The following is a 25607-nucleotide window of genomic DNA, read 5'->3' as shown; positions in this document are numbered from 1 at the left end:
CGCGGCCCGGCCCGGCGGCCTCCCTGCACCGCGTCAGCCGCATCCGCCCGCCTCCCCTTCCGCCGCCGCGTCGCCCCGTCGCGGGAAACCTTGCAGTCCTCGAGAGTTACAAACGGCAGACATGGGCGCAATGTAAGCCCGGAGGGCAGAATGGCGACGGATGCCGATCTCTACGCCGCACAGACGCAGTTGGAGGACGCCTACCTGCAGGCGCTGCAGCGGGCGCATGCGCTGTCCATCGTGCGCCTCTACGAGGAGACCTTCCATCAGCTCGACGACCTGCCGCTTGGCGAGCAGGTGGCGCGGCTGAACCATGCGCGGGACATCATCCGGGAGGCCGCCGCCGGCAGGACCGACGCCCCGGAGCTGCACATGCTGTCCGGCCCGCCCGGCTCCCGGATCGGCGCGCTGCGCTGACGCCGGGCGGGCGCCGGCCGGCCCCCTCAGCCCAGCAGCCGGCCGATGACGCGCGCGGTGTAATCCACCACCGGGATCACCCGGCCGTAATTGATCCGGGTGGGGCCGATGACGCCGATGGCGCCGACGATCCGTTCCTGGCCGTTGCGGAAGGGCGCGACCACCATGGAGAGGCCGGCGCTGTCGAACAGCCCGCTCTCGGCGCCGATGAAGATTTGCACCCCCTCGCCGCGCTGCGCCAGCTCCAGCAGGCGGAGCACCGTCTCCTGCGCCTCCAGCCGCTCGAAGAGCGACTGGATCTCCTGCACCCGGGCGAGCTGGTCGAGATTCTCCAGCAGCCGGGCCTGGCCGCGGACGATCAGGCTGCCGGCGCCGCCGCCGGCCCAGGTGGCGACCCCGGCTTCGATCACCTGGGTCGTCAGGGCATCGAGGGCGGTGCGGTTGGCCGCGATCTCCTCGCTCACCTTGGCCCGCGCCTCGTCCAGGCTGCGGCCGGCCAGGCGGGCGTTGAGGTAGTTGCTGGCCTGGGCGAGGGCGGAGGGCGGCAGGCCCGGCGGCACCTCGATGACGCGGTTCTCCACCTGCCCGTCATCGGTGACCAGCACCACCAGGGCGCGCCCGGGGCCGAGGGCGACGAACTCCATGTGGCGGACCCGGCCCTCGCTCTTCGGCGCGACCACCAGCCCGGCGGCGCCGGCCAGGCCGGAGAGCATCTGCCCCGCCTCGGCCAGCGTCTCCTGCAGCGAGCGGCCGGAGGCGGCGCAGCGCGCGGCGATCGCCTCGCGCTCCCGCTCGCCGAGATCGCCGAACTCCAGCAGCCCATCGACGAACAGGCGCAGCCCGCGATCGGTCGGCAGCCGGCCGGCGCTGGTATGCGGGGCGTAGAGAAAGCCGGCCTCCTCCAGATCCGCCATCACGTTGCGGATGGAGGCCGGGGAGAGGCCGAGGGGCAGGCGGCGGGAGAGGGTGCGGGAGCCCACGGGCTCGCCGGTCAGCACATAGAGCTCGACCAACTCGCGGAGGATGGTCGCGCTCCGGCTGTCGAGGCCGGCGGCCGAGGCCCCCACCACGGACGACCCCGTCGCGCCGGCCAGCGCCTTCGGGGAGGGCATCATCCTACGGCCTGGATCCAGTCGGGACACGCTAGGAGGCTAGGGAGGGGGGCAGCCAAGGTCAACCGCCCGCTTGCCGAGTTGTCCGCGCGATGCCTATAACGGCGGCCCGGCTGCGGGCGTAGTTCAGAGGTAGAACGTCAGCTTCCCAAGCTGAATGTCGTGGGTTCGATTCCCATCGCCCGCTCCAGCCCCCTCATCGTCACGCTTCGTTCAGCGGCCATCGCCATCAGGGCTCGGCTTCGGCCGGCTGCGAGTCGCGGTCGGCAGGCTCGCCCGCCAGCAGGGTCTCGATCCGTGGCCAGAGGGTCTTGAAGATCGCCGTATAGGCCGCGTGCAGGGCGGCATCGCCGGTCGGCGCCGCCGCATCCGGGTGCAGCTCGCGCGCCAGCAGGCGGCGCAGGGACCCAAGCTGGGCGCGGGGGGCCGCCAGCGCCGCCAGCCGCGCCTCGGCCCGCTCCGCCCGGTGCAGGGCGGCTTGCAGCTCGGCGCGCAGCCGCGCCGCGGCGGCCTCCTCCCGGTCCGGCTGCGAGGCGGCGCGGCGGCGGCGCGATCCCAGGACGGGGTGGGTGCCGTCCGACTCGGCCGGGCCGATCAGGCCATCCGCCTCCATGCGGCGGAGGAAGCTGGCGGCCGCGGCGGCGCTGGCATCCAGGCCGCGCATCATTCCCTCGAGCGTCAGGCTGGCCTGGCCCTGCGCCCAGGCCAGCGCCTCCTCGTAATGCAGGAACCTCGCCATCGCGTGGCAGGCCTCGTCTTGGTGGTTTGGTCAGCGCCTGCACCTAGCCTGCGAGTTATGATGAACCCGATAACGCGCCGACTGGTCCTGGCATCGCTCGCCCTGGTCGCGCAGCAGGCCGCCGCGCAGGAGCGGACGGCCTGCACCCCGGCCGTCGCGCAGGCCGAGCGCGAGGCCGGGCTGCCGCCCGGGCTGCTGCACGCCATCGCGCGGACCGAATCCGGCCGCCGTGATCCGCTGAGCGGACGGGTCGAGCCCTGGCCCTGGGCCTTGAACGCCGCCGGCATGGGCCTCCATGCCGGCAGCCGTGCCGAGGCGATCGCCACCGTCGCCACGCTGCAGGGGCAGGGCATCCGCTCCATCGATATCGGCTGTCTGCAGGTGAATCTGCTGCACCACCCGGCCGCCTTCGGCTCGCTCGAGGAGGCCTTCGATCCCCTCGCCAATGCCCGCTACGCCGCGCGGTTCCTGCGCGAGCTGCACCAGCGCGGCGGCGACTGGGACCAGGCGATCGCCCGCTACCACTCGGCGACGCCGGAACGCGGCACCGCCTACCGCCTGCGCGTCCTCGCCCATCTGGACGGGGCAGGGCAGGGGCTGGCGGCCGCGTCGCCGTCCCTGCTGCGCCCGGCGCCGGTCCTGCCGATGGCGATCCCGGTCTTCGTCCCGCGCGCCCTCGCGGCCCCGGGCGCCGCGCCCCCGGCCGCGATGGCCCGGTGGCTGCCCCCGGTCTTCATCCCGGCCAGGCGGTAGGCGGCGCGGCGTTCATGGCCGTTAAGAACCATCTCAATAACGTTCAGCCGATTTCAATATCTGCGACCACATCCTGCCTCCGTCCGGCCGAACCCATCGTCCCGGCACCATGAAGGAGGTCACTGGAAGTCGATGTCGCTTTATGTCCTCGCCCGATCGCTTGTCACGGACCGCAAGGGCGTGACCGCGCTCGAATACGGCCTGATCGCCGCCCTGATCGCCACCGTGATCATCGGTGCCGTCACCACGCTCGGCAGCAATGCCTCCGCCGTGTTCCAGGGCATCGCCAACAAGCTCGTCGCCGCCACCTGAGCGGGCGGCCGAGCCGCTGACGGAGCCGGCGGCCCTGTCAGCGGACCGGCGGCCCGGGCGCAGCCCCCGGATGCCAACCATGCTCCTGCTCCCGGCCGGGCTGGCCCTGTGCGCGGCCAGCCTGCACGACATCGCGGCGCGCACCATCCCGAACGGCCTCAGCCTGGCGATCGCGCTGCTCGGCCTCGGGGCGCATCTCCTGGCGGGCGACGCGGCGCCGGCGCTGCTCGCCGCGCTCGGTGTCTTCCTGCTCGGCCTCCTGGCCTGGCGCTGCGGCGTCATGGGCGGCGGCGACGTCAAGCTCCTCGCCGCCTGTGCGCTGCTGGCCGGGCCGGCCACCACGCCCGACCTGATCCTCGCCGTGGCCCTGGCCGGGGGCCTGCTCGCCCTTCTCTATCTGGGCCTGCGGCCGCTGCTCGCGCCGCCCGGGCGCATGCGGCCGGCCTCGCTCGTCGCCCGCGCCCTTCGCGCCGAAGCCTGGAGGATCCGCCGCGGCGGGCCGCTGCCCTACGCCGTGGCCATCGGGCTTGGGACTTTCTTCACGCTCCTTGGATGAGAGTGCCACCCATGGTCCTGCGTCTCCTCCTCTTCGGGCTTCTCCTCCTTGGCGCCGCCGGCTTCGGCGGCCTCGCCTGGTTTGGCCTGCGCCCCGCCGATGGGCCGGTCGCGGAGGCCGCCGCGCCGCCCGCCCGGGCGATGGTCCTCGTCGCCGCCCGGCCGCTGCGGGCCGGGACGCTGATCAAGCCCGAGGATCTGGTCGGCCAGGAGATGGAGATCGCCGCCATGCCGGCCGGCACCCGGCGGGACACGCGCGAGGCAAGGGCCGAGCTGTTCGGCGCCATGGTCCGCCACAGCCTGCCGCAGGGCGACCCGATGCTGCCCGAGGACGTGCTGCGGCCCGGGGACCGCGGCTTCCTCGCCGCCGTGCTCGGCGCCGACATGCGCGCCGTCTCGGTCGGCGTCGATGCCGTCTCCGGCACGGCCGGCCTGATCTGGCCCGGCGATCGCGTGGACGTCGTGCTCACGCAGCAGATCAACGACGACAGCCTGCCCGCCTACCGCCGCGTCGCCGGGGAGACCGTGCTGCCCGATGCCCGCGTCATCGCCATCGACCAGGCGCTGGTCCAGGGCGCCATGGGCGACACGACGGACAGCAACCGCCAGGTGCGGACCGTCACGCTTGAGGTGACCGCGAAGCAGGCCGAGCGCATCGCCGTCGCCACGCGGCTGGGCCGCCTCTCCCTGGTGGTGCGGTCGGCCACCGGCCTGGAGCCAGCCGCCGAGCCTGCCCCCGCCATCACCTGGGGGGGCGACGTGTCCCCGGCGCTGCGGGCCGGGCGCGGCGCCGCCGAGGCACCGCCGCAGACGCTGCAGATCTTCCAGGGTGCCGCAAAACGCGAGGAGTTCCGATTCTGATGCGCATCGCCGGCTTGTTGGTCCTTCTCGCGCCCGCGCTTGCGTTGGCGCAGGAGCCTCCCCCCACCCGTCCGGCCACGCCGCCGATGCGGCAGGTGACGCAGGAGAACAGCGCGACGCTGCGCGCCGGCCTGCCGCTCACCATCGAGGCCGGGGCGGGACGCATCCTGCAGCTGAGCCGCGGCGCCGGCTCGGTCTTCGCGGCCGATCCCCGCATCGTCGAGGTGCGGCCGGCGAGCCCGACCAGCCTCTTCCTCTTCGGCGTCGCGCCGGGGCGCACCACCATCGCTGCCATGGACGGCCAGGGCAGCCCGGTCGCCCAGTACGAGGTCACGGTCCGCGCCTCGGGCTTCGGGGCGGGCGAGGCGCAGGCGGCGATCGCGCGCCTGCTGCCGGGCCAGCGGATCCGCGCCGAGCCGCGCGGCAAGGGCATCGCCCTGCTCGGCGAGGCGGCCACCGCCGCGGAGGCCGAGCAGGCGGCGGCGATCGCCCGCGGATACCTCGCCGAGGGGCAGGAGCTCGACAACCGCGTCTCGGTCCTCGGCCAGGTGCAGGTCAATCTGCGCGTCCGGATCGCCGAGGTGGGGCGCGAGGTCACGCGCCAGCTCGGGATCGACTGGCAGGCGGTGGGCCGTTCGGGGAATTTCGCGATCGGCCTCGTGACGCGCAACGCCCTGTTCGACGCCATCAACCCCTCGAGCACGCTTGCCCTCGGTGCGGGCGACGGCAAGAGCTACGATGTCAACGCGCTGGTCGATGCCCTGGCACAGGACCGGCTCATCACCCTGCTGGCCGAGCCGAACCTGACCGCGATGAGCGGCGAATCCGCCAGCTTCCTCGTGGGCGGCGAATTCCCGATCCCGGTCGCGCTGCGCGACAACGTCGTCACGGTGCAGTTCAAACAGTATGGCGTGAGCCTGGCCTTCGTCCCCACCGTGCTCTCGCAGGGGCGGATCAGCCTCCGCGTGCGGCCGGAGGTGAGCGACCTGACCGACCAGGGCGCGGTGCGGCTCGCCGCCGGCAACAGCTCGATCCAGATCCCGGCGCTCAGCGTGCGGCGCGCCGAGACCACGGTGGAGCTCGGCAGCGGCCAGTCCTTCGCCATCGCCGGCCTGCTGCAGGACAATGTCCGCGCCCTCGGCCGTGCGCTGCCCGGCATCGGCGAGGTTCCGGTGCTCGGCGCGCTGTTCCGCTCGGACCGCTTCCAGCGCAACGAGACCGAGCTCGTCATCATCATCACGCCCTATGTCGTCCGCCCCACCAGCAGCCCGGTGGCGCTGCGGGCGCCGACCGACGGCTATGTCCCGCCCGACGATGCGGAGCGCATCCTGTTCTTCCGCCAGATCGCGCGGCAGCGCGGCCTGCCGCCGCGCCTGCCGGGTCAGGCCGGCTTCGGGCTCAACTGAGGAAACCGGCGCCATGCGATTCCCCCTGAACGGCGTGCTCGTCCTGCCGGTGCTGGCGAGCCTCGCCGGCTGCCAGGCGCTCGACCCTTACACGAACGAGGGCCGTTGGCGCCCGGGCGGAGCGAACGAACAGAACCTTGCCGTCATGCTGGTGCATCCCGAGGAGCGCATCCAGGGCACCGGCAGCACCGCCGCTGGCACCACCGCCGTTGCCGCGATCGAGCGGTTGCGGGCCGACAAGCTCAAGCCGCTGCCGGATTCCGGACTCGCCCGGATCGTCACCGTCCCGAACGGCGCGTCGGGGAACTAGCCATGCCCGACCACGCCTTTCCCGACGCCGCGGACGACGCCCAGCACAGGCCGGAACGCCGCCCGCTCGTCTGCTTCACCGCGGATGCGGAGACGGAACAGGCGCTGCGCAACGGCCTGTCCGAGCTGGGACGCCTGCAGGCCGAATTCCACCGCGCCGATATCGAGAAGGCGATCGCCGCATTGCGCGAGATGCCGACCCCCTGGACGCTGGTGGTGGATGTCGCGGGCCATCCGCAACCCCTGGCCGCGCTCGAGGACCTGTCCCAGGTGGTCGAGCCCGATGTCCGGGTGCTCGTCGTCGGCGACCGCGAGGATGTCGGCTTCTACCGCCAGCTCACGCGCAGCTTCGGCGTCGCCGATTACCTCTACAAGCCGCTGACGGTGGCGATGGTCGCCGAGCATTTCGGACCGGTCGTCGCCCGGCGCCGCTTCACCCAGGCGCATGTGCGCGGCGGGCGCCTGATGACGGTCACCGGGGCCCGCGGCGGCGTCGGCGCCTCGACCATCGCCGGCAACCTCGCCTGGTACCTCGCCGAGGTCGCGCATCGCCATGCGGCCGTGCTGGATGCCGACCTGCACCGCGGCATCCAGCCCTTGCTGCTCTCCGCCGCCGCCGGGCCGGGCCTGCGCAGCGCGATCGAGCATCCCGAGCGGGTGGACGAGCTGTTCGTCGAACGCTCGGCCACCGCGGCCGGCGAGCGGCTGTCCCTCCTCGCCGCGGAGGAGCCGCTCGGCGCGCCGCTGTCCTACAGCCCCGGCGGCGCCGAGCGTCTCGTCGGCATGCTGCGCCGCCGCTACAACTTCATCGTCGCCGATGCCCCCTTCGCGGCTGAGGGGTTCGGCCGGGACTTGCTGGACCTGGCGCAGCAGCGCATCTTCGTCTTCCAGCCGACGCTCGCCTGCATCCGCGACGTGCTCCGCCTGCTGCAGATCGAGGCGGGTCCGGCCCAGGCCTCCCGGCCGCTGCTGGTGCTGAACCGCGCCGGCATCCGCGGCGGCCTCTCCACCCGGCAGGTGATCGAGGCGCTCAAGCTCGAGCCCGATATCGTCGTGCCCGATCTGCCCAGGCGCGTGGAGGAGGCCGCGACGCTCGGCCAGATGGCCGTCGGCGCCGGCGGCCCCTTCCGCAACGCGATCGCGCAGCTGGCGCGCGCCTCGGGCGGCGTCGGCGACAAGGCGCCGGCGCGGCGCAGCCTGAGGACCCTGTTCCGCCGATGAGCAACGCCCTCGTCCCGAGCTTCGGCCGCCGCCGCCCGGAGATCCCGCTCAGCCAGGGCGGCACGGTGGTGGCGCGGCAGGCATCGGAGCCCGCCGCGCCGCATCCCGCCGCCGGCCGCCCATCGGGCGCCGGGGCGCCGCTCGCCGAGCTGCGGGCGCTCTGCCTCGCCCGCATCGACCCGGCCAGCGTGGCGACGATGACGCCCGACCGCCTGGCCGCCGAGGTCGAGCGCCTGCTCGCCGAGGTGGCAACCGAGGAGCGGATGCAGCTCAACGCCCGGGAGCAGCGCCAGCTTGCGCTGGACCTGGTGGACGACATGCTCGGCCTCGGGCCGCTCGAGCCGCTGCTCGAGGACGACACGATCACCGACATCATGGTCAACGGCTTCGAGAAGGTCTTCATCGAGCAGCGCGGCAAGGTGTCGCTCTCGGGCATCCGCTTCCGCGACAACCAGCACCTGGCCAACATCGCCCAGAGGATCGCGGCGGCGGTCGGCCGGCGCATCGACGAGAGCAGCCCGATGGTCGATGCCCGGCTGGCCGATGGCAGCCGTGTCAACATCGTCTTCCCGCCGCTCGCGCTGGACGGGCCGGCCATGTCGATCCGCAAGTTCTCACGCAAGGTCATCGACTTCGACAAGCTGGTGGAGTTCGGCGCCCTGAGCCGGCCCATGGCGAAGGCGCTGCAGGTCGCCGCCCGCTGCCGGCTGAACGTGCTGATCTCCGGCGGCACCGGTTCGGGCAAGACGACGATGCTGAACGCCCTCAGCCGCATGATCGACCATGGCGAGCGCATCGTCACCGTCGAGGATGCCGCGGAGCTGCAGCTGCAGCAGCCGCATGTGGTCCGGCTCGAGACGCGGCCGCCGAGCCTCGAGGGGCGTGGCGAGGTGACGCAGCGCGACTTGGTCCGCAACGCCCTTCGCATGCGCCCCGACCGCATCATCCTCGGCGAGTGCCGCGGCGCCGAGGCCTTCGACATGCTCCAGGCCATGAACACCGGGCATGACGGCAGCATGAGCACGGTGCATGCGAACACCTCGCGCGATGCGCTGATCCGCGTCGAGAACATGGTGATGATGGGCAGCTTCGGCCTGCCCGTGCGTGCCATCCGGACGCAGATCGCAAGCGCGATCGACCTGATCCTGCAGGTGGAGCGGCAGCGCGACGGTGGCCGCAGGCTGGTCCAGGTGACCGAGCTGGTCGGGCTGGAAGGGGAGGTGTTCACCCTGAACGACATCTTCTCGCTGGACCACGAGGGCGAGGACCAGGACGGGAAGCTCCGCGTCCGCTGGAAGGCGAGCCGCGCCAGGCCGGCCTTCCTGCCGCGGCTCGCCTATTTCGGCCTGGAGCGGGCTTGGCTCCAGGCCCTGGAAGAGGCGGAGCGCTGAGCGTGCCGTCGCCGGTCCTCCTGGTCGCGGGCGGTGGCCTGCTGGGTCTCGGTGCGGCGGCGGCCCTCGGCCTCGGCCTGGCGCGACGCCAGGACCGTCGGCAGGCGCGCATCGCGGCGGTGGTGGGGCCGCATCGGTTGGCCGATGCCGCGGCGCCCTCGGCCAGGCGCCGGTTCCAGCCCGATCTGGACCAGGGCTGGTTCCGGGCGCTGGCGGCGATGCTCGGCCTGCAGCCGGATCGCCGACAGGACTACCCGATCCGCTGGTGGATCGTCCCGCTCGTCGCCTTGCCGCTCGCCCGCGCGGCGGCAGGCCTCGTCGCAACGCTCGGCGGCGACCTGCTGCTGCTGCTGACGCCGCTCATCTGGGTGGTGTTCTGCCGATGGGCCTATGGCTGGCTGGATGCGCGCCGCGTGGAGATCCTGTTCAAGCAATTCCCGGACGCGCTCGGCATGATCACCCGCGCGGTGCGTGTCGGCATTCCCGTGAGCGAGGCGATTCGCAGCGTGACCCGGGAAGCGCCGAAGGAGACCGCGGCCGAGTTCAAGCGCATCGGCGATCGCCTGTCCATCGGCCAGCCGATGGAGCAGGCCCTGACCGAGACGGCGCACCGGAACAACGTCCCGGAGTACCGCTTCTTCGCAACGGCCCTCGCCCTGCAGAGCCAGACCGGTGGCGCGCTCGGGGAGACGCTGGAGAACCTGGCGGAGGTGATCCGCAAGCGGGTGGCGCTGAAGGAGCGGGGATATGCGCTGGCGGCCGAGGCCCGGACCTCGGCCGGCATCCTCGCCCTGCTGCCCTTCTTCACCTGCGCCGTGCTTGCCGTGATGAGCCCCGCCTACATCGCCATGCTGTTCGAGGATGCCGGCGGCCGCCGCATCCTCGCGGCGGCGGTGGGGTTGATGCTGCTCGGCATTGCCATGATGCGCTCGATGATCCGGCGGGCGCTGTCATGACGGCGCCCTGGCTTGCCGCCGGCGCCGGCCTGCTCCTCGGGCTTGCCGCCCTGGCGGCCTGGCTGATGCGCGCCATCGGGCGCGAGAAGCGGCTGGGGGAGCGCCTGCTCGCCATCCAGCGCAGCGCCGGGATCGATCAGGTGGCGATGGCCTGGTCGATCCGCCATGCCGCCGGGCGTGGCCTGGCGGTGGTCGGACGGCTGTTGATGGAGGGCGGCGTGCTCTCGGCGCGCACCGTCCACGAACTGGAGCAGACCTTGATGGCCTCGGGCTTCCGCGGCGATCGGGCCCTCTCGGTCTTCATCGGCGCCAAGGTGGCGCTGCTGGCCGGCCTGCCCCTTCTGGCCATCGCCACCCTGAGCGTGCTGCATCCGGCGCGGCAGGTCTGGAGCTTCACGCTGCTGGCCAGCGCGGTCGGCGGCCTGCTGTTGCCCGACCTGATCGCCCGGCGGCTGCGCAAGCGCTACCTGCGGGAGCTCGAGCGCGGGTTGCCCGACGCGCTCGATCTCATGATCCTCTGCTCCGAGGCCGGGCTGGCCCTGGAAGGCGCGGTCGATCGCGTCGCATCCGAGATCCGCCAGGCGAATCGCGCGGTTGCGACGGAGTTCGCGCTGTGCAGCAGCGAACTGCGCATCCTCGCCGACCGGCGGGCCGCGCTGCTGAACATGGCGGAGCGGACACGGCTCGACCTGCTGCGCCGGCTTGGCACGACGCTGGCGCAGACGCTGCAATACGGCACGCCCCTGACCCAGGCGCTGCGCACACTCTCGGCCGAGATGCGGAACGAGCAGCTCGTCCGCTTCGAGGCGAAGGCGGCGCGCCTGCCCGTGCTCCTGACCGTGCCGATGATCCTCTGCATCCTGCCGACCCTGTTCCTCGTCGTCGCCGGTCCGGCGATGCTGCAGGCGATGAGGCTATGGTAGCCGGCCTGCTGCGCTGCCGGCGCGGCGCGGCCGCGCTCGACTTCGCCGCCGCGGGCTCGGCCTTCTTCGTGCTGCTGCTCGTCCTGATCGAGGGCTGCTGGCAGGTGGCGGTCGGCGCGGCGCTCGATGCCGGGACGCGCGAGGCCTCCCGCTGGGCGGCGATGGGGCAGGCGCCGCCGGAGGGATACACGGCCAGCGGCTACATGACGGAGCTGATCCTCAAGAGTTCCGGCCTGCCGCTCGACGGCGCGGCGCTCGCCGTGACGGCGCGGAGCTTCGCCGGCTTCGGCGCCCTGGCGACCCCGGGTGCCGGCACGCCCGGCCTCGGCGCCTCGGGCGATGTCGTGCAGTACACGGTGGTCTACCGCTCTGCCGGCCTGACGCCCATCGGCCGCGCCCTGATGTCGCTCGGCCTGCTGCAGATCCAGCTCGTGACCCTGGTGAAGAATGAGCCTTATCCGAAGTGACGACGGCCGACGCGGCGCGGCGGTGGTCGAGTTCGCGCTCATCGTCCCTCTGCTCGTCCTCCTCTTCGTCGCAACCGCGGAGATCGTTCTCTACATGCGGACGCGGTTCCGGCTGGAGCGGACCGCCGCCGAGGTCGCCAATGTCGGCAGCCAGTTCGACAGCCTCGCGCCGGCCGACCTGGATGGCCTGTTCGGCGCGGCGAAGGTCATCGCCCGCCCGGTGCTCGCCTGGTCGACCGGGGCGGATACCGGCAGGGCGCGCACGGTGATCGGCGTGGTGACGGGCTCCGCCTCCGGCAACGCGCTGGCCTGGACCTGCTCGCGCGGCGATGCCGGGCTCGAGAGCCACGTCACGGGCAGGGCGAGCCTGCCCAACGGCTTCCTCGTGCCGAGCGGGCAGAGCGTCCTCGTCGTCGAGGTGATCAATGCGGCGGTGCCATGGTCCATCATGGCCAAGGCGCCGCCCGTCTTCTTCGGTACGCCCGGCCCGGGGCCGGTGCGGACCTATGCGATCGTCCGTCCCCGCACGGCCTCGCTCACCTCCCTCGGCGGAGCCTGCCCGTGAGTCGCCCGGACGGGAGAGGCCTTGGCCGTCGCGGCAGCATCGCGCTCATGGCGGCGCTGCTGGCCCTGCCGCTGGTCGGGCTCGTCGGCCTCGCCACGGACGGCGCGCGGGCCTGGCTGCTCCGCTCGCGCCTCCATACGGCGCTCGACGCGGCGGCCCTGGCGGGCGCCCGCAACATCAACCTGCAGGTCGCGCAGCGCGATGCCGAGGTGGCCGGCATGTTCTGGACGAATTTCGGCGTCGCCGACAGCGGCTTCACCGCCGCTCAGGCGACGGGCCATGCCTGGCGGGGCTTCCTGGATGCCATGACCACGCTGGACCCGCCCGTCGCCGTCGACGCCAGCACCATGCAGGTCTCGGCCCATGCGGTCCTCGACACGACCTTCACGCGCGTCCTCGGCATCCCGTCCGTCCATGTCGCGGTGTCGGCGCAGGCGAAGCGGGCGGATCTCGGCATGGAGCTGTCGCTCGTCCTCGACGTCACCGGCTCGATGGATACCAATTGCAGCACCCCGAGCGATCGCACGGCCAGCAGCTGCGGCGTGACGACGGTGCCGCGCGAGCCGGGCACCACCACGGCCAGCCGCAACAACAACATGGATCTCCTCCGGCTGGCCGCGGCCGACCTGATCAACATCCTCTACGGTTCGCGGGAGACGGTCTCGAATCTCTGGGTCTCCATCGTGCCCTTCACGACGACGGTCAATCTCGGCCCGAACCGGCGCGACTGGCTGGGCGGGAGTGCCGCCAGCTCGCTCGACTCCGACTTCTCGCCGACCTCCTGGCGCGGCTGCGTCGAGGCCAGGGTCGGCTATGACGGCGCGCCGGATGACGGGGACCGCAGGGACTACACGCCGTCGGAAGTGCCGTTCCGACCCTTCCTCTACAAGTCGACGCTCGGCCTCTACACGTTGAACGGGGCGGCGGTGCCCGGCGACAACGACTGGGCGCGCAAGCTCTGGAACGCAACGACGAGCGGCGACAACGCCATCACCGAGGACTGGTATCTCTATCGCGGGAATTACCAGGTTGGCCCGAATGTCGGCTGTCCGGCCACGGTGGTGTTGCCGCTGACGGCCAAAAAGACGACCGTCCTCGACACCATCCAGTCGCTGCGGCCGAGCTCCCGGGGCGGGACCATGGGCAATCTCGGCCTGCAGGCCGGGTGGTTCACCCTGAGCCCGCGCTGGCGCGGCGCCTGGGCGCTGGGCGCCGCGCCGGCCGGCCAGGCGACCGCGCTGCCGCTCGACTACAACGCGCCCTATATGCGCAAGGTCATCGTGATGATGACCGACGGCACGAACCAGTGGTACGATACGCCCTACGGCTTTCCGGGGGCCTGCACCGAGACCACGAAGTCGACCGCGAGCTACCCGACCTCGCCCGCGCCGGGGCCGGCCCAGGCGGTGCGGCCGATTGCCTGCCCGGCCGCGAACCAGGTGGGCAGCGTCACCGCCGCCTCCGGCGCCCCGGCGATCACCAACAACGCGGACTACACGGGCTATGGCCGGCTGAAGGATGGCCGGCTCGGCACCGGCGTCACCAACAACAGCCAGGCTCAGACGGAGATCAACAACCGCGTGGCCGCGTTGTGCGCGGCCATCAAGTCGGCTGGCATCACCATCTACACGGTCGTCCTCGATACCTCCGGCAGCAGCACCAGCGCCGCGACGCGCACGCTCTACCAAGGCTGCGCCACGACGCCGCAGCACTATGTCTTCGTGTCGCAGCCGACCGACCTGCGCACCGCCTTCCAGCAGATCGGCACGCAGCTCGCCAATCTGCGCTTGGTGCGTTGAGGCGCGCGGCGTGAATTTACGATATCGAAAAGGACCCGCGCTAGGCTGGATCCGAACCAGGACATGCGCCGAAAAATGGTCCGCAACGCCCCGTCAAAACGCCCCCGCCATCACCTGATCTGCCTGGCCGTGCTGCTGCCCGCCTGCCTTGCCGGCTGCGCCTCCAAGCCCGCTTCGCCCTCGCCGTCCCTCTCGCTGGAGAGCCGGTTGAGACTCGCGGAGGCGCTGGAGGGCGGCGCCGGCAACCCGGCCTCGGTCGAGGTGCTGCGGCAGGCGGTGCGCGAGCGGCCACGCGATGCGGCGCTGCGCGAGCGCCTCGCCTTGGCCGCCGAGCGTGCCGGGATGGAGGCCGAGGCGGCGCAGGCGCTGCGCGAGGCGATGGCCCTCGATGGGCCGAGCCGGTCGCGGCTGCTGGCGCTGGGCCGCCTGCAGCTGCGCATGGGCGATGTCGCGGCGGCGGCGGCCACCTTCTCCGAGGCTCGCGCCATGGCGCCCGCCGATCCGGCGGTGCTGGATGCGCTCGGCTTGGCGCAGGACCTCGCCGGCAATGCCGCGCAGGCGCAGGAGAGCTATCGCGCCGCCATGGTGCTCGCGCCGCGCAACTGGGGCGTCCGCGCCAATTACGCCATGTCCCTGCTGCTCTCGGGCCAGGCATCGAAGGCGGTGGAGGTTCTCGCCGAGGCCGAGTACGCGCCGGCGGCGCCGCACCGCGCCCGGCACAACCTGGCCCTGGCCCTGGTCACCTCCGGTCGCCCGGACCGGGCCCTGCGCCTCCTCCGGCTCGACATGGGCCCGACCGAGGCGGAGCAGGTCTGCGAGGACATGGCGGCGATCGGCACGCGCGTGCTGGGCGGGGGCGAGGCCGCCGGCCGGGCCGAAGCCGGCGCCGCGCCGCCGGTTGCCGGCGGCAAGCGGCCGGGTGGCGCGGGGGCGGCCGGCGCTCCGGCGTCGCTGGGCGCCTCACCGGCCTGCCGCGCCTCCTGATCCGGGGAAGGGGCGCCTCAGCCGGCCGGGGCCTCGCCCAGCCCAGCCTCGCCCGGCCCCTCCTCGGCCGCTGCCCGCATCGCCCGCCACAGCGCCGCGACATCGGCCCGTTCCGTCGGCTCGGCGCCGATCGAGACCCGCACCATCCAGCGCCCGTCGAGCTGGGCCGGCGTCAGATAGGCCGCGCCCGAGCGGTTGATGCGCCCGGCCCAGCCAAGCGTATGGGCATCGAGGGCCGCGCCCGCCAGCCCCGGCGGCTCGTGCCGCAGGCAGAGGGTTTGCAGCGGCACCGGCGCGAGCAGGCGCCATTGCGGCGTCGCCTGGACCTCGGAGGCCAGCCAGCGCGCATTCTCGAGGTCGCGTCGCAGCCGCGCCCGCAGCGCCGCCACCCCCTGCTCGCGCAGCACGAACCAGATCTTCAGGGCGCGGAAGCGGCGGCCGAGCGGAATGCCCCAGTCCCGCAGGGACTTCACCTGCCCATCCGTCGCGCTCTGCAGGTAGGAGGGGTTGGTCGACATCACCCGCACCAGGTGCTCCGGGTCCCGCACGTAGTAGAGCGAGCTGTCGAAGGGCACGCCGAGCCATTTGTGCGGGTTCAGCACCAGGCTGTCGGCGCCTTCGATCCCCTCCCAGAGCGGCCGGCACTCGGGCAGGATCATGGCGCTGCCGGCCATCGCGGCATCGACATGCAGCCAGAGCCCGTGCCGCGCCGCGACCGCGGCGATGGCGCCGACCGGGTCGATGGCGGTCGTCGCCGTCGTGCCGGTGGTGGCGACCACCGCGGCGGGGCGAAGGCCATCGGCGCGATCCGCCTCGATCATCGCCGCCAGCGCCTCCGGGCGCATCGCCTGCCGGGCATCGGTCGGCACCAGCCGCAGATGGTCGCGGCCGAAGCCCGCCAGCAGCGCCGCCTTGCCGACCGAGCTGTGGCTCTCGGCCGAGGCATAGACCAGCAGCGGCGGCGCGCCCTCCTGCATCCCGCCGCGCGCCATGGCATAGCCGCTCGCCCGTTCCCGGGCGCAGAGCAGCGCGACCAGCGTGCTGGTCGAGGCGGTGTCCTGGATCACGCCGCTCCAGGCTGGGGAGAGGCCGACCATCTGCCGCATCCAGTCGGTCACCACCTCCTCGAGCTCGGTGATGGCGGGGCCGGATTGCCAGGAGAGGCCGATGACGCCGAGCCCGGTGCTGACGAGGTCGCCGAGCACCCCGGCGAGCGGCGCATTGGCCGGGAAGTAGCCGAAGAAGCGCGGCGACTGCCAATGGCTGATCCCGGGCAGCAGGATGCGGTCGAGATCGGCGAGCACGGCCGCCATGTCCTCCGGCTGCTCCGGCGGCGCGGCGGGCAGGCGGGCGCGGATCTCGCCCGGCGAGACCTGCGCCATCACCGGATGGCGGGCGATGTGCTCGCGATAATCCGCGATCCAGTCGATGACCTGATGGCCGCGGCGGCGGAACTCCTCCGGGGTCATGCCCTCTCCTTCGCATCCTTCGGCGCGCCCGGGTGCCCGCCGCCCTGCGGGGCGGGAGCTGAAGCCCGGATCGGCGCCGCCGGCAACCATCGCCCCTTTCGCGCGGCGGCGTTCGGTGCGATGCAGCGCCCGAAGGACCGGGAAGGAAATGCCGATGATCGATCGTCGCAACCTGCTGCGTGGTGGCGCCCTGGCCGGCGCCGGGCTCGCCGCGCCCGCCCTGCTCCGCCCCTCCGGGGCCGGAGCGGCCGAGGACTGGCCGAATCGGCCCGTGCGGGTGATCGTCCCCTGGCCGCCCGGCGGCTCGACCGACGTGCTGGCGCGCATCCTCTGCGAGCAGCTCTCCGCCAAGCTCGGCCAGAGCTTCGTGATCGAGAACCGGCCGGGGGCCTCGGGCAATATCGGCATGGAGGCGATCGCGAAATCCGCGCCCGACGGCTACACCCAGGGGCCGGCGACCATCGCCAACCTCTCCGTCGCGCAATTTCTCTACGCCAAGCTGCCCTTCGACCCGGAGAAGGATTTCTCCCTCGTGTCGCTGCACTGGGAGCTGCCGAACGTGGTGGTGGCGCCGGCGCAGTTCACGCCGCCCAACACGCTGCAGGAGTTCATCGCCTGGGCGAAGGCAAGGAAGGGCGGCGTCTCCTATGGCAGCCCGGGCGTCGGCACCACGGCGCATCTCTCGGGCGCGCTGTTCTGCGACCGGCAGAAGATCGACGGCCAGCACGTGCCCTTCCGCGGCGCGGCGCAGATCATCCCGGCCATGCTCTCGGGCGACCTGACCTTCGCCATCGACAACCTCGCCAGCTACATCCCGGTGATCGCCGAGGGGCGGATGAAGGCCTATGCCGTCACCAGCCCGGCGCGCTGGCCGACGCTGCCGAACATCCCCACCATGGCCGAGGCCGGGGTGCCGGATTTCGTCATCACCTCCTGGTGCGCCTGGGTCGGCCCGGCCGGCATGCCGCGGCCGGTCGTCGACAAGGTCAATGCGGCGATGAAGGAGGTGGCGGCCGATCCGGCGGTGCAGGAGCGCTTCCAGCAGACCGGCGCCCGCTGCCTCTGGAGCACGCCGGCAGCGGCCCTGGCGCATGCGGCGCAGCAGCGGCCGATGCTGGCCGAGATGGTGCGGATCAGCGGCGCGCGGATGGAGTAGGCGCCGGGCCGGCTAGGGGCCGCGGCGCGGCGGCCCCGCCGCGCCGCCATCAGCGCTTCTGCGCCGGATCGTGCACGTGGTGCCGGTCCCGCTCGCCGCCGCCGCCCGAGACCCGGCTGCGGTCGGGATTGGTGGGATGGTCGGGGGCGGGGCCCTGATCGTCCCGCTCGCTATGGGCGCGCCCATGCGCGCCGCCCTGGTGGCTGCTGCCGGGGCCGCCCTGGTCGCGCCTCGTCTCGTGCTCGCCGCGCTGCTGGGTCATGTCAGCGATCCTGCTGGAAGCCCTGGTGACTGGTGTTCTGCCGGATGTTGCCCTGGCGGCCCTGCTCGTCGAGGTTGCGGTCCCGGGCGGCCTGGCCGGCCTCCGCGGCCTGGGCGGAGGCATCGCCCGCCTCCCGCGGCTGCGGGCCGGACCCCTTCGGGCTGACGCCGGCCGGCGGGACGGGGGGTGGATGCGCCTTCGACATGGGGGCTTCCTCCAGTGTGGTGTGACCCCTGCCCAACGCGCCCCCGTCGCGCGCTGTTCCCCCCTGGTCTTCCCCTGTTCCGCACCCCATACCGACGCCATGTCCGCAACCCCTGCCGGGGCCGCGCCCGGGGCCCCCGAATCCGTCCCCGGCCGCCGTGCCTGGTTGAACAGCCTCTTCGTCGACCATGCGCTGCTGCGCCTGCCCTGGCGCAACTGGGGCGTGGTCGAGACCGGCCGGCTCTACCGCTCCAACCACCCGCTGCCCTGGCAGCTCCGCGACGCGACCCGCCGGCTCGGCCTGCGCACGGTGATCAACCTGCGCGGCGAGCGGGCGAATTGCGGCTCCGACCGCCTGGGGCGGGCTGCGGCGGCGGCGCTCGGCCTGGTGCATGTCGATGCCCCCTTCGAGAGCCGCGGCGCGCCGCACAAGGAGCGCATCCTGCGCCTCGCCGAGATCCTCCGCGGCGTGCCGGAGCCGATCCTGATCCACTGCAAGAGTGGCGCCGACCGCACCGGCCTCGCCGCCGGGCTCTGGCTGCTGCTGCAGGGGCGGCCGGTGGAGGAGGCGATGGCGCAGCTCTCGCTGCGCTGGGGCCATGTCCGGCAGAGCCGCACCGGCATCCTGGACGCCTTCTTCGAGGCCTATGCCCGGGCGCAGCGCGAGCGCCCGCGCCCCTTCCTCGACTGGCTGCGCGAGGAGTATGACGAGGCGGCGCTGCGGCGGGAGTTCCAGGCCCGGCCGCGCAGCCGGCTCGGCTGGGCGGACCGTCTGGTCGATGGGGTGCTGCGGCGGGAATAGCTCCCCGCCGCCGCAGGTGCGGCGAAGGCCCAGGCAAGCCGGAGGGTTGCGCCCGGCGCCTGAGGAGACATGGGTCGCCAGCAACGGCCGTTCGTATCAGAGAAGCCCGAGCCGCAGCCCCGCCCGGTGCAGCGGCCCGACCAGCAGGTTGCAGAGCACCGTGCGGGTGAGGTGGAAGCCGAGCACCAGCGGCACCGCCAGCTCCAGCGCCTTGGCCGTCAGCGCCATCTCCGGCATGCCGCCCGGCGCCATGCCGAGGATCAGCGCCGGCACCGGCAGCCCGACCAGCCAGGCCAGCCCCCAGGCGATGGCCGCCAGCAGCAGCGACAGCACCGCCGAGGAGAGCACCGCCGCCAGCGCCAGCCGATGCGAGGAGAGCAGGAAGCTCTTGCTCAGCCTCGTGCCGAGCGAGGCGCCCATCGCCACCTGCGCCGCGTTCAGCAGCAGCACCGGCACGCCGGAGGGCAGGTGCCCGGTCGCCGCCAGCCCGATCGCCAGCCCGCAGGGCCCGAGCATCCAGGGATTGGCGAGCCCGACCCGGCGCAGCGGCATGGCGAGCGCCAGCCCGGCCGCCGCCATGGCGAGCAGTCCTGGCCACCAGAAGGGCTGCCGCGGCGCCATGAACTCGCCGTACTGGCCGTGCGGCGCCAGCCAGCCGAGCAGGGGCGGGAAGGTCAGCACCACCACCAGCACGCGCATGGTCTGGGCGAGGGTGACGGTGGCGACGCTCGCCTTCGCCTCCTGCGCCAGGATCGCCATGACGATGACGCCGCCGGGCACGGCGCAGAAGAAGCCGGTCTGCGGATCGGTGCCGGCGAGCCGGGTGAAGAGCCGCGCCACCACGAAGCCGGTGGCGATGGCGATGACGCCGCCGGCGAGCAGCACCGGCAGCGAGCCGGTGACGGCGGCCAGCACCGGGCCGGAGAAGGTGGCGCCGAGGCCGAGGCCGAGGAAGACCAGGCCGGCCGGCCGGGCCCAGGGAAGCACCGCCACCGGCCGGTGCCAGGCCAGCGCCGCCGTCGCCAGCATCGCCCCGATCATCCAGGCGAGCGGCAGGTGGAGCAGCGCCAGCAGCCCGCCGCCGAGGGTGGCGGTGCCGGTGGTGAGGAGCTGGGTGGGAAGGGTCCGCAAGACCGGCAAACCATCGCGCCGGGTGAGACCTCCGTCAAACCCGCCGGTGCTCATGCCGAGGGCAGGTCGGCTTCACCGTCCTGCGCCCCAGACGCCGGGCGCAACCCTCTGGTTTGCTTGCTGCGCGCCACTCGGCGCGGCGCCCGTTCGGACGCCCGGCCCTGCGGGCCGCAGGTCGGAACCTCGTGCGCCGGGTATCAGGCTTCCCCCGTTCAGGCTTTCTTCAGGGTTAGTCGAAAAATTGCGACGGTCTCGCCATGCCGCACGCCCTCGACCCCACCACACCTCTGCCGTCGGTCTCGCCACGCCCCGTGGCCGAGCCGGCGCCGCTGCCATCCGCCCCGGAAGCGGCGCCGCAAGCGGCCCTTCCCGGTCCGCCGGCGATGTCGCTGCGCCTCGATCCGGCGCTCGGCCTGGTGGTGATCGAGTTCCGCGACCAAGCCGGCCATGTCGAGAGCCTGCCGACGCAGCGCGAGCTCGAGGCCTATCGCCGGGGCGGCGCAGCGCCGCCAGGGGCACCGGATACGGGGGGCATGGCGGCGCCGGCGCCCGGATGAGGCAGGCGCCGGACGCTGCCGGCCTTCAGCCGCTCACCCGCGGGGCGGCGAGCGGCGTCAGCCCCAGCACCTCCTCCTCGTGCCGCATCACCCGGCGCGCCAGCTTCAGCGCCTGGTAGCAGTCGTCCGCCTCGGCGCAGGCGAGGGCCTCGCCCAGGATCTGCCGCGCCGTCGGCGAGGTGGTGGCCTCCTGGAACTCGACGATCAGCCGCCGCGCCGCGGCCAGGCCGCCGGGGCGTTCCTCGTCGTTGCCGATATAGGCGGTCTGCAGCGCGAAATAGATGCGCCGCGCCGGGGAGGTCGCCGCTTCCGGCGGCATGATCTGCTTGCCGAACAGGAAGCGCGCCTTGGCGGCCAGCTCGATCCGGGTGCGATTGCGGAAGCGGATCGGCGCCCCGTTCACGACCATGAGGTCGCCCTGGCGTAATTCGAGCACCAGCGTGGACATGAGCCTTCCTTTTGCCGCTGCGCGCGCAATCCCTGCATCATCGCGGGGCGCGCTTAACGGTCCCTGAACCGCGGCCGACGGCGACGGCATCGCTGCCTGTCCTTTTGCCGACGGGGCGATGTGCCCTAGCCGAGGTAATGGGTGAGAGTGAGGGAACTGAGCTGGCCGATGGCGGTGTAGCTCGCCTCCAGCACGCTCTTGGTGGCGCTGAGCCTGGTCAGGACGGTGGCAAGGTCGATCTCCTCGATGCCGGCGAGTTGCGTCTTCAGCGTGTCGGTGACGGTGGATTGCCGGTCCTTCACCGCCTGCAGCCGCGCCTCGGTCTGGCCGAGCGCGCCCTGTTCGTCGGCGAGCGCGTTTTCGGCGCTCTTCAGCCCCTGCCGGATGGTGGTGGCGAAGGCCTGGTAGTCGCTGGCCGAGCTCGCCTGCGCCGGCGTCAGGGCCGCGAGGCTGGCCAGGCCGCGCAGCAGGTCGCGGGCCCAGGAGCCGGTGGTCTCGCCGGCCGAGACCGCCGCGCCGTTGCGGTTGGCGGCGATGCCGTAGGCGACGGTCTGGCCGTCCCCGGTGGTGACGCTGCGCCGCGGCTCGGCCGCGCCGCTGGCAGCGTCCGAGAGGAAGGCGCTGAAGGGCGAGACGCCGGCGCTGTCGTCGAGCGCCGCCGCCCTGGTCGCGGCCGCGACCGCTGCGGCATTGCCGCCGCCGAGCGTGGCGACGGCGCTGGCGATCCGCGTCGCCAGGCCGCTGTTCGGCAGCCCGTCCGGATCGGGGACCGGCGGGTTGGCGAAGTCCGAGCCGCCGAAGACGTACTCGCCGCCGCTCTGGGTGTTGAGGATCTGGCCCACCTCGACCATCGCCGTCCTGGCGCGCGTGGCGATGAGGCTGAGCGAGCTGGTGTCGTTCGGGTCGAGCGTCACCGCCAGCTTGTCGGCGAACTCGCTGGCGATGTCGCCGAGGCGCTGCAGGGCTGTCTGCGTCACCGAGGCGCGGGTCAGCGCAGTGTCGATCGCCGTGCCGTAGACCCCATGCCGGGCGATCTCGGCATGCAGCGTCAGGGCCTGCGGGAGCTGCGCGCCGAGGTCGCCGATGCTGTCGGTCTTCCGCCCGGTCGCCTGCTGGCGGGTCAGCGTCTCGACGCGGAGGCGGAGCGCCGCCGTGTCGGCCTCCATGCGGGCCAGCACGCTCACCGAGGTCATCGCACGACTCCGAGCAGCGTCTCGAACAGGGACTGGATGGTGCTCAGCACCTTGGCGTTCGCGGCATAGGCGTTCTGCAGCGCGACGATGCTCGCCATCTCGGCATCCGTGTCCACGCCGGATTGCTGCGCGAAGCGGCTCTGCAGCGTGCTTTGCAGGGCGCTCGCCTGCTCCTTCGCCGCCGTCGCCGCGGCCCGGTCGCCGGTCTGCGCCGCGGTCAGCCGGCTGGCATAGGCGGCGAGGGTCGCCGGCGCGGTGAAGGGCGAGGCGAGGGTGCCGTCGGGGCCGAGCCCGCTGGTCGCCAGGCCTGGCCAGGCCTGCCCCGCCTGCGCCTCGCTGCCGAAGCTGTAATTCAGCACCCGGTCGATCAGCGTGGTGAAGCCGGCCGGGCCGTCCGCGTCGTTCGGCGTGAAGGCGCTCGCCCCGGTGGCGCTGCCGGCGACCGCATGGGTGCCGTCGCGCAGCAGCGCGGGATCGGCGGCCACGGCGGGGTTGACCTGGATGCGTCCGGCGAAGCCGATCTGCGTGCTGCCGGTATAGGGTTGCGCGGCATCCGGCACGCTGCTGCCATCGCTGTCGGTGAAGAGCCGCAGCCCCTCGCCGTCGAGGCGCGCGGCGAGGCCGGAGGCCAGCACGTCGAGCTCCGCCTGGTAGCGCGGCAGGGTGGTGTCGCGCAGCGTCAGCGCCTCGCCGATCCGCCCGCCCGAGAGCTGCCGCGTGACGTCGAGCCCGTTCAGGGTGATGCCGGGCAGGGCGCTGCTGCCCGGCGCCACCGTCGCCTCGGCGGTGGCGAGCTGGTTGTGGTCGGGGTCGAGCGGCAGCACCACGCCGCCCTTGGCGACCAGCAGCACGTCGCCGTCGCCCCGCTTCACCGCCTGCACGCCGAGGCTCTCGGCGAGGCTGGCGATGGCGGCGTCCCGCTGGTCCTCGAGCGCGGCGGCGTCGCCGGCGCCGTTCCTGATCTGCAGCGTCAGGCTGGCGACCTGGCGCAGCGCGGCATTGGCCGCCTTCACCTCGGAGACGAGGCCGTCCTGCGCCTGCTGCCGGGCCGTGCCGATGGCCTGGGAGACCCCGTTCAACCGCTCGGCCAGCGTCGTCGCGGCCGCCAGCACGGATCGCTGGGCGCCGGCATCGGCCGGCGTGTCGCGCAGCGCGATGAAGGCGTTCTGCAGGTCCGAGACGCCGTCCGGGAGGGTCTGGCCGCTGTCGCCATGTGCCTCCTCGATGCCGGTCAGCAGGCTCTCGCGCAGCGTCGCCGCGGCGCTGCCGGCGCGGCTGGCGTCGAGCCGCGCCAGCAGCGCGGCATCGACGGCGCGCTGCGCCTCGCTGGTCCGCACCCCGGCCGGGCTGTCGCCGCCGGTGACCGCCCGCTGGGTGACGGATTTGCGGGTGTAGCCTTCGGTATCGGCATTGGCGACGTTCTGCGAGGCCTGCGCGATGTTGCGCTGGACCGCGGCGAGGCCGCTGCTGGCGATGCGGAGGGCGGCGTCGAGGCTCATGGCGGGTCAGCCCGGCGCCGGCTCAGCGGCGCATGTTGATCGTGTCCTGCAGCATCTCGTCGCTGGTGGTCACGACCTTGGTGTTGGCGGAATGGGCGCGCTGGGCGACGATCAGCTTGGTGAATTCCGAGGCGATGTCGACGTTCGAGCTCTCGACCGAGCCGGTGACGAGCTTGCCGACGCCGTTCGAGGCGATGTCGGTCACCCGCGCCTCGCCGCTGTCGGGCGTGCGCATGAAGGCCTGGCCGTCGAGGCGCTGCAGCTTGTCGGGATCGCTGAAGGCGACGAGCGGGATGCGGGCGATGGTGCGGCTCTGGCCGTTGTCGTAGTTCACCGTGACATCGCCGTTGTCGCCGATGCTGAGCCCGGAATAGGCGCCGAGCGGCACGCCGTTCTGGGCGTTGTTGCGGATCTCGACCTCGGAGGTGCTGTTGGCGTATTGCGTCAGCCCCTGGGCGACGTTGAACTGCCCGAGGTTGAGCGTCACCCGCTGCGCCCCCTGGCCGAAATTGGCGCTGAAGGTCACCGCCGCCTGGTCGCCGGTCCCGGTCGCCGTCGGCAGGGTGATGGAGCCGGTGGCGTTGCTCATCGTGCCCAGCGTGCCGGCGGCGACGGTGGTGTTGCCGCCGGTGTTGAAGCCGAGATCGACGGTGCCGAGCGCGGTCGCGGGCGTCGCATCCGGCGCGTTGAGCGAGAGCGTCCAGCCATTGGTGGCGGTCTTGGTGAAGGTCAGGTTCACCGTGTGCAGGTTGCCGAGCGCATCGTAGATCTTCGACTGGATCACCGGGTTGGTGGTGGCGTCGGGCGGCAGGTTGGCGGCGATGTCGATCTCGGAGGTGGCGACCGGGTTGAAGACCTGCTGGTTGGTGCGGATCGGCGAGAGCACCGTGCGGTCCGGGTTGCCGGCGGCATCGGCCGGCCAGCCCTGCAGGTAGTAGCCGGAGCTGTTCACCAGGTAGCCGTCCTTGTTGACGCTGATGTCGCCGGAGCGGGTGAAGAATTGCCGCTCGTCGAAGACGGTGTTGCCGTTCTGCGTGCCGGTCGCCATGGCGACGCTGAAATAGCCCTGGCCGCTGATGGCGAGGGAGAGCGGCGCGCCGTCCACCTGCTGGATCGTCCCCTGCACCGAGTTGGTGTAGTCGGGCCGCGCGACCACCGCGCCGGGCGCGTTCATCTCGGCATTCGACTGGGTGACGTAGGATTCGAAGCTGGTGTCGACGCGCTTGTAGCCGACGGTCTGGCTGTTCGCGACGTTGTCCGAGATGTCGCCGAGCGCGCGGCTCTGCGCGGTGAGGCCGCTGATCGCGGCGGTGAGCGAGCCGAACAGGGACATGGGCGGGGGCTCCGGGAGCGGACGATGACCGGCGGGGCGGTTGCAGCCGCCATGCCAGCCCCTTGCGTGTCCGCACCGGTCGGGCTTGCCGGGCGGGCGGCAGGGCTTGCCGGGCAGGGGGCAGCAGGTGCCGCCTCCGGCGCGCCTTTCCTCGCCGGGGCGCTGGAACGGCATTTGCCGGGGCCGGCGCATGGATGCCGCCCCGCCCCGCCCCGCCGCGCCGACCGCCGGCAAGGACCCGCCCATCGCCCGACCCGGTCCCGGGCCGGCGGGCGCCGCCCCCGCCGAGGGCTTCGCCGGCGCCCTCGCCCGCGCGGCGCCGTCCGGCAAGGCCGGGCCGAGGGACACGGGCCAGGCCGGGGAGGCGAGGGCGCCGGCCGATCCCATCGCCGATCAGGCGGCCCTGGCGACCGGCCTGCCGGTCCCGCCCGCCCCGCCGGCCTTGGTGCCATCGGCGCTGCCCGCCTTGCCGGCCGTCCCGGCCGCCGGCGGCGATCCGGCGGTGGGGGTGGCGGGGGCTGGGCCCGCGATCACCGGGCCGCCGGGGGCGGTGGCGGGGGCGGGGGCAGGGGCGGGGGCGGTGGCCCGCCCGCCGCCGGCTGTGGCCATGGGGCAGGGCATGCCCTTGCCCGAGGGGACGACGCCGACCGAGGCGGGGCCCGCAGGGGGCACGTCGATGGGGCCGCCGGCAGCCGCGTCGGCGCGGATGGCAGCCGCGCCGGCCGCCGGCCCGGATCCAGGCCCGAGCCTGGCGCCGGCGCCAGCCGGACCCGCCGCCCCCTC

At 73.2% G+C, this 25607-nt stretch carries 28 protein-coding genes and 1 tRNA gene; 19 read left to right on the top strand and 10 right to left on the bottom strand.

The window, feature by feature from the left end; all coding sequences use genetic code 11:
• Positions 1 to 150: 150 nt before the first annotated feature.
• Positions 151 to 417 (top strand): hypothetical protein, encoded by a 267-nt coding sequence (locus tag DOO78_RS10070; protein ID WP_111469618.1) that lies wholly within the window; start codon positions 151 to 153, stop codon positions 415 to 417.
• 26 nt (positions 418 to 443) lie between these two features.
• On the opposite strand, the gene hrcA is transcribed toward DOO78_RS10070, so the two are convergent.
• Positions 444 to 1529, bottom strand: a complete 1086-nt coding sequence (hrcA, locus tag DOO78_RS10065; RefSeq protein ID WP_165838823.1) for a heat-inducible transcriptional repressor HrcA — start codon at positions 1527 to 1529, stop codon at positions 444 to 446.
• Positions 1530 to 1644: 115 nt separating this feature from the next.
• Between hrcA and DOO78_RS10060 the strand changes: the two genes are divergently transcribed.
• A tRNA-Gly gene (locus DOO78_RS10060) sits at positions 1645 to 1719 on the top strand.
• A 39-nt stretch (positions 1720 to 1758) separates the two neighbouring features.
• Here the strand turns inward: DOO78_RS10060 and DOO78_RS10055 are convergent.
• Complete coding sequence (locus DOO78_RS10055) at positions 1759 to 2268, bottom strand: hypothetical protein (RefSeq protein WP_111469616.1); 510 nt, start codon at positions 2266 to 2268, stop codon at positions 1759 to 1761.
• Between the two features lie 60 nt (positions 2269 to 2328).
• On the opposite strand from DOO78_RS10055, the gene DOO78_RS27860 reads away from it, so the two are divergent.
• From DOO78_RS27860 to DOO78_RS09985, 14 genes are all read left to right on the top strand, one after another.
• Entirely contained in the window at positions 2329 to 3021 is a 693-nt protein-coding gene (locus DOO78_RS27860; RefSeq protein WP_243634487.1) for a lytic transglycosylase domain-containing protein, read from the top strand.
• Between the two features lie 132 nt (positions 3022 to 3153).
• Positions 3154 to 3333 (top strand): Flp family type IVb pilin, encoded by a 180-nt coding sequence (locus tag DOO78_RS10045; protein ID WP_111469615.1) that lies wholly within the window; start codon positions 3154 to 3156, stop codon positions 3331 to 3333.
• Between the two features lie 79 nt (positions 3334 to 3412).
• Positions 3413 to 3889 carry a prepilin peptidase gene (locus tag DOO78_RS10040; RefSeq protein WP_165838822.1) on the top strand — a complete coding sequence of 159 codons (477 nt, stop codon included), beginning with the start codon at positions 3413 to 3415 and terminating at the stop codon, positions 3887 to 3889.
• Positions 3890 to 3900: 11 nt separating this feature from the next.
• Positions 3901 to 4749, top strand: coding sequence for a Flp pilus assembly protein CpaB (gene cpaB, locus DOO78_RS10035; RefSeq protein ID WP_165838821.1), 849 nt, complete (start codon positions 3901 to 3903; stop codon positions 4747 to 4749).
• A gap of 86 nt (positions 4750 to 4835) precedes the next feature.
• On the top strand, positions 4836 to 6155 hold the full coding sequence (locus tag DOO78_RS10030) for a type II and III secretion system protein family protein (protein ID WP_165838820.1): 1320 nt from the start codon (positions 4836 to 4838) through the stop codon (positions 6153 to 6155).
• 13 nt (positions 6156 to 6168) lie between these two features.
• Positions 6169 to 6465: a hypothetical protein gene (locus tag DOO78_RS10025; protein WP_111469611.1), complete on the top strand. Its 297-nt coding sequence runs from the start codon at positions 6169 to 6171 to the stop codon at positions 6463 to 6465.
• 2 nt (positions 6466 to 6467) lie between these two features.
• A complete protein-coding gene (locus DOO78_RS10020) occupies positions 6468 to 7685 on the top strand; it encodes an AAA family ATPase (RefSeq protein WP_111469610.1) in 1218 nt (405 codons plus the stop codon).
• Positions 7682 to 9076 carry a CpaF family protein gene (locus DOO78_RS10015; RefSeq protein WP_111469609.1) on the top strand — a complete coding sequence of 465 codons (1395 nt, stop codon included), beginning with the start codon at positions 7682 to 7684 and terminating at the stop codon, positions 9074 to 9076. The genes DOO78_RS10020 and DOO78_RS10015 overlap by 4 nt, the downstream gene beginning before the upstream one ends.
• A gap of 2 nt (positions 9077 to 9078) precedes the next feature.
• The gene (locus DOO78_RS10010; protein WP_111469608.1) at positions 9079 to 10032 is read left to right on the top strand and encodes a type II secretion system F family protein; all 954 of its coding nucleotides are present in this window, start codon (positions 9079 to 9081) and stop codon (positions 10030 to 10032) included.
• Positions 10029 to 10955 carry a type II secretion system F family protein gene (locus DOO78_RS10005; protein ID WP_111469607.1) on the top strand — a complete coding sequence of 309 codons (927 nt, stop codon included), beginning with the start codon at positions 10029 to 10031 and terminating at the stop codon, positions 10953 to 10955. The genes DOO78_RS10010 and DOO78_RS10005 overlap by 4 nt, the downstream gene beginning before the upstream one ends.
• Complete coding sequence (locus DOO78_RS10000; protein ID WP_111469606.1) at positions 10949 to 11422, top strand: hypothetical protein; 474 nt, start codon at positions 10949 to 10951, stop codon at positions 11420 to 11422. Before DOO78_RS10005 ends, DOO78_RS10000 begins: the two co-directional genes overlap by 7 nt.
• A complete protein-coding gene (locus DOO78_RS09995) occupies positions 11403 to 11987 on the top strand; it encodes a TadE/TadG family type IV pilus assembly protein (RefSeq protein WP_111469605.1) in 585 nt (194 codons plus the stop codon). Before DOO78_RS10000 ends, DOO78_RS09995 begins: the two co-directional genes overlap by 20 nt.
• Positions 11984 to 13786 carry a vWA domain-containing protein gene (locus DOO78_RS09990; RefSeq protein WP_165838819.1) on the top strand — a complete coding sequence of 601 codons (1803 nt, stop codon included), beginning with the start codon at positions 11984 to 11986 and terminating at the stop codon, positions 13784 to 13786. The genes DOO78_RS09995 and DOO78_RS09990 overlap by 4 nt, the downstream gene beginning before the upstream one ends.
• Before the next feature lie 75 nt (positions 13787 to 13861).
• Entirely contained in the window at positions 13862 to 14770 is a 909-nt protein-coding gene (locus tag DOO78_RS09985; protein ID WP_128080033.1) for a tetratricopeptide repeat protein, read from the top strand.
• Between the two features lie 17 nt (positions 14771 to 14787).
• On the opposite strand, the gene DOO78_RS09980 is transcribed toward DOO78_RS09985, so the two are convergent.
• On the bottom strand, positions 14788 to 16239 hold the full coding sequence (locus DOO78_RS09980; RefSeq protein ID WP_111469602.1) for a pyridoxal phosphate-dependent decarboxylase family protein: 1452 nt from the start codon (positions 16237 to 16239) through the stop codon (positions 14788 to 14790).
• 154 nt (positions 16240 to 16393) lie between these two features.
• Here DOO78_RS09980 and DOO78_RS09975 point away from each other — a divergent pair, with 154 nt between their 5' ends.
• Positions 16394 to 17395 carry a Bug family tripartite tricarboxylate transporter substrate binding protein gene (locus tag DOO78_RS09975; protein ID WP_111469601.1) on the top strand — a complete coding sequence of 334 codons (1002 nt, stop codon included), beginning with the start codon at positions 16394 to 16396 and terminating at the stop codon, positions 17393 to 17395.
• Between the two features lie 49 nt (positions 17396 to 17444).
• Here DOO78_RS09975 and DOO78_RS09970 read toward each other — a convergent pair whose 3' ends face one another.
• Both DOO78_RS09970 and DOO78_RS09965 read right to left on the bottom strand, forming a co-directional pair.
• Positions 17445 to 17657 (bottom strand): hypothetical protein, encoded by a 213-nt coding sequence (locus DOO78_RS09970; RefSeq protein ID WP_111469600.1) that lies wholly within the window; start codon positions 17655 to 17657, stop codon positions 17445 to 17447.
• A 1-nt stretch (position 17658) separates the two neighbouring features.
• Complete coding sequence (locus tag DOO78_RS09965) at positions 17659 to 17862, bottom strand: hypothetical protein (protein WP_111469599.1); 204 nt, start codon at positions 17860 to 17862, stop codon at positions 17659 to 17661.
• A 99-nt stretch (positions 17863 to 17961) separates the two neighbouring features.
• Here DOO78_RS09965 and DOO78_RS09960 point away from each other — a divergent pair, with 99 nt between their 5' ends.
• Positions 17962 to 18663: a tyrosine-protein phosphatase gene (locus tag DOO78_RS09960; RefSeq protein ID WP_111469598.1), complete on the top strand. Its 702-nt coding sequence runs from the start codon at positions 17962 to 17964 to the stop codon at positions 18661 to 18663.
• A 96-nt stretch (positions 18664 to 18759) separates the two neighbouring features.
• Here DOO78_RS09960 and DOO78_RS09955 read toward each other — a convergent pair whose 3' ends face one another.
• The gene (locus tag DOO78_RS09955) at positions 18760 to 19794 is read right to left on the bottom strand and encodes an AbrB family transcriptional regulator (RefSeq protein ID WP_165838818.1); all 1035 of its coding nucleotides are present in this window, start codon (positions 19792 to 19794) and stop codon (positions 18760 to 18762) included.
• Positions 19795 to 20177: 383 nt separating this feature from the next.
• On the opposite strand from DOO78_RS09955, the gene DOO78_RS27450 reads away from it, so the two are divergent.
• Positions 20178 to 20351 (top strand): hypothetical protein, encoded by a 174-nt coding sequence (locus DOO78_RS27450; RefSeq protein WP_165838817.1) that lies wholly within the window; start codon positions 20178 to 20180, stop codon positions 20349 to 20351.
• 25 nt (positions 20352 to 20376) lie between these two features.
• On the opposite strand, the gene DOO78_RS09950 is transcribed toward DOO78_RS27450, so the two are convergent.
• The 4 genes from DOO78_RS09950 to flgE form a co-directional block, all read right to left on the bottom strand.
• Entirely contained in the window at positions 20377 to 20799 is a 423-nt protein-coding gene (locus DOO78_RS09950; protein ID WP_111469596.1) for a flagellar biosynthesis repressor FlbT, read from the bottom strand.
• A 125-nt stretch (positions 20800 to 20924) separates the two neighbouring features.
• Positions 20925 to 21992 carry a flagellin gene (locus DOO78_RS09945; RefSeq protein ID WP_111469595.1) on the bottom strand — a complete coding sequence of 356 codons (1068 nt, stop codon included), beginning with the start codon at positions 21990 to 21992 and terminating at the stop codon, positions 20925 to 20927.
• Entirely contained in the window at positions 21989 to 23491 is a 1503-nt protein-coding gene (locus DOO78_RS09940) for a flagellar hook-associated protein FlgK (protein WP_111469594.1), read from the bottom strand. The genes DOO78_RS09945 and DOO78_RS09940 overlap by 4 nt, the downstream gene beginning before the upstream one ends.
• 22 nt (positions 23492 to 23513) lie before the next feature.
• Positions 23514 to 24824, bottom strand: coding sequence for a flagellar hook protein FlgE (flgE, locus tag DOO78_RS09935; protein ID WP_165838816.1), 1311 nt, complete (start codon positions 24822 to 24824; stop codon positions 23514 to 23516).
• Between the last annotated feature and the right edge of the window lie 783 nt (positions 24825 to 25607).

Origin of the sequence: Roseicella frigidaeris (genome assembly GCF_003258945.1) — a bacterium.
Taxonomy (GTDB): Bacteria; Pseudomonadota; Alphaproteobacteria; order Acetobacterales; family Acetobacteraceae; genus Paracraurococcus; species Paracraurococcus frigidaeris.
The sequence above is the reverse complement of the archived record's forward strand: the minus strand, read 5'-3'. Positions and strand labels throughout refer to the sequence as shown.

Excerpts from the sequence above, each read along its gene's own strand:
- DOO78_RS10070 (WP_111469618.1), top strand. The coding sequence starts at position 151 with ATGGCGACGGATGCCGATCTCTACGCCGCACAGACGCAGTTGGAGGAC.
- hrcA (WP_165838823.1), bottom strand. The coding sequence starts at position 1,529 with ATGCCCTCCCCGAAGGCGCTGGCCGGCGCGACGGGGTCGTCCGTGGTG.
- DOO78_RS10055 (WP_111469616.1), bottom strand. The coding sequence starts at position 2,268 with ATGGCGAGGTTCCTGCATTACGAGGAGGCGCTGGCCTGGGCGCAGGGC.
- DOO78_RS27860 (WP_243634487.1), top strand. The coding sequence starts at position 2,329 with ATGAACCCGATAACGCGCCGACTGGTCCTGGCATCGCTCGCCCTGGTC.
- DOO78_RS10045 (WP_111469615.1), top strand. The coding sequence starts at position 3,154 with ATGTCGCTTTATGTCCTCGCCCGATCGCTTGTCACGGACCGCAAGGGC.
- DOO78_RS10040 (WP_165838822.1), top strand. The coding sequence starts at position 3,413 with ATGCTCCTGCTCCCGGCCGGGCTGGCCCTGTGCGCGGCCAGCCTGCAC.
- cpaB (WP_165838821.1), top strand. The coding sequence starts at position 3,901 with ATGGTCCTGCGTCTCCTCCTCTTCGGGCTTCTCCTCCTTGGCGCCGCC.
- DOO78_RS10030 (WP_165838820.1), top strand. The coding sequence starts at position 4,836 with ATGCGGCAGGTGACGCAGGAGAACAGCGCGACGCTGCGCGCCGGCCTG.
- DOO78_RS10025 (WP_111469611.1), top strand. The coding sequence starts at position 6,169 with ATGCGATTCCCCCTGAACGGCGTGCTCGTCCTGCCGGTGCTGGCGAGC.
- DOO78_RS10020 (WP_111469610.1), top strand. The coding sequence starts at position 6,468 with ATGCCCGACCACGCCTTTCCCGACGCCGCGGACGACGCCCAGCACAGG.
- DOO78_RS10015 (WP_111469609.1), top strand. The coding sequence starts at position 7,682 with ATGAGCAACGCCCTCGTCCCGAGCTTCGGCCGCCGCCGCCCGGAGATC.
- DOO78_RS10005 (WP_111469607.1), top strand. The coding sequence starts at position 10,029 with ATGACGGCGCCCTGGCTTGCCGCCGGCGCCGGCCTGCTCCTCGGGCTT.
- DOO78_RS10000 (WP_111469606.1), top strand. The coding sequence starts at position 10,949 with ATGGTAGCCGGCCTGCTGCGCTGCCGGCGCGGCGCGGCCGCGCTCGAC.
- DOO78_RS09995 (WP_111469605.1), top strand. The coding sequence starts at position 11,403 with ATGAGCCTTATCCGAAGTGACGACGGCCGACGCGGCGCGGCGGTGGTC.
- DOO78_RS09985 (WP_128080033.1), top strand. The coding sequence starts at position 13,862 with ATGGTCCGCAACGCCCCGTCAAAACGCCCCCGCCATCACCTGATCTGC.
- DOO78_RS09980 (WP_111469602.1), bottom strand. The coding sequence starts at position 16,239 with ATGACCCCGGAGGAGTTCCGCCGCCGCGGCCATCAGGTCATCGACTGG.
- DOO78_RS09975 (WP_111469601.1), top strand. The coding sequence starts at position 16,394 with ATGATCGATCGTCGCAACCTGCTGCGTGGTGGCGCCCTGGCCGGCGCC.
- DOO78_RS09970 (WP_111469600.1), bottom strand. The coding sequence starts at position 17,657 with ATGACCCAGCAGCGCGGCGAGCACGAGACGAGGCGCGACCAGGGCGGC.
- DOO78_RS09965 (WP_111469599.1), bottom strand. The coding sequence starts at position 17,862 with ATGTCGAAGGCGCATCCACCCCCCGTCCCGCCGGCCGGCGTCAGCCCG.
- DOO78_RS09960 (WP_111469598.1), top strand. The coding sequence starts at position 17,962 with ATGTCCGCAACCCCTGCCGGGGCCGCGCCCGGGGCCCCCGAATCCGTC.
- DOO78_RS27450 (WP_165838817.1), top strand. The coding sequence starts at position 20,178 with ATGTCGCTGCGCCTCGATCCGGCGCTCGGCCTGGTGGTGATCGAGTTC.
- DOO78_RS09950 (WP_111469596.1), bottom strand. The coding sequence starts at position 20,799 with ATGTCCACGCTGGTGCTCGAATTACGCCAGGGCGACCTCATGGTCGTG.
- DOO78_RS09945 (WP_111469595.1), bottom strand. The coding sequence starts at position 21,992 with ATGACCTCGGTGAGCGTGCTGGCCCGCATGGAGGCCGACACGGCGGCG.
- DOO78_RS09940 (WP_111469594.1), bottom strand. The coding sequence starts at position 23,491 with ATGAGCCTCGACGCCGCCCTCCGCATCGCCAGCAGCGGCCTCGCCGCG.
- flgE (WP_165838816.1), bottom strand. The coding sequence starts at position 24,824 with ATGTCCCTGTTCGGCTCGCTCACCGCCGCGATCAGCGGCCTCACCGCG.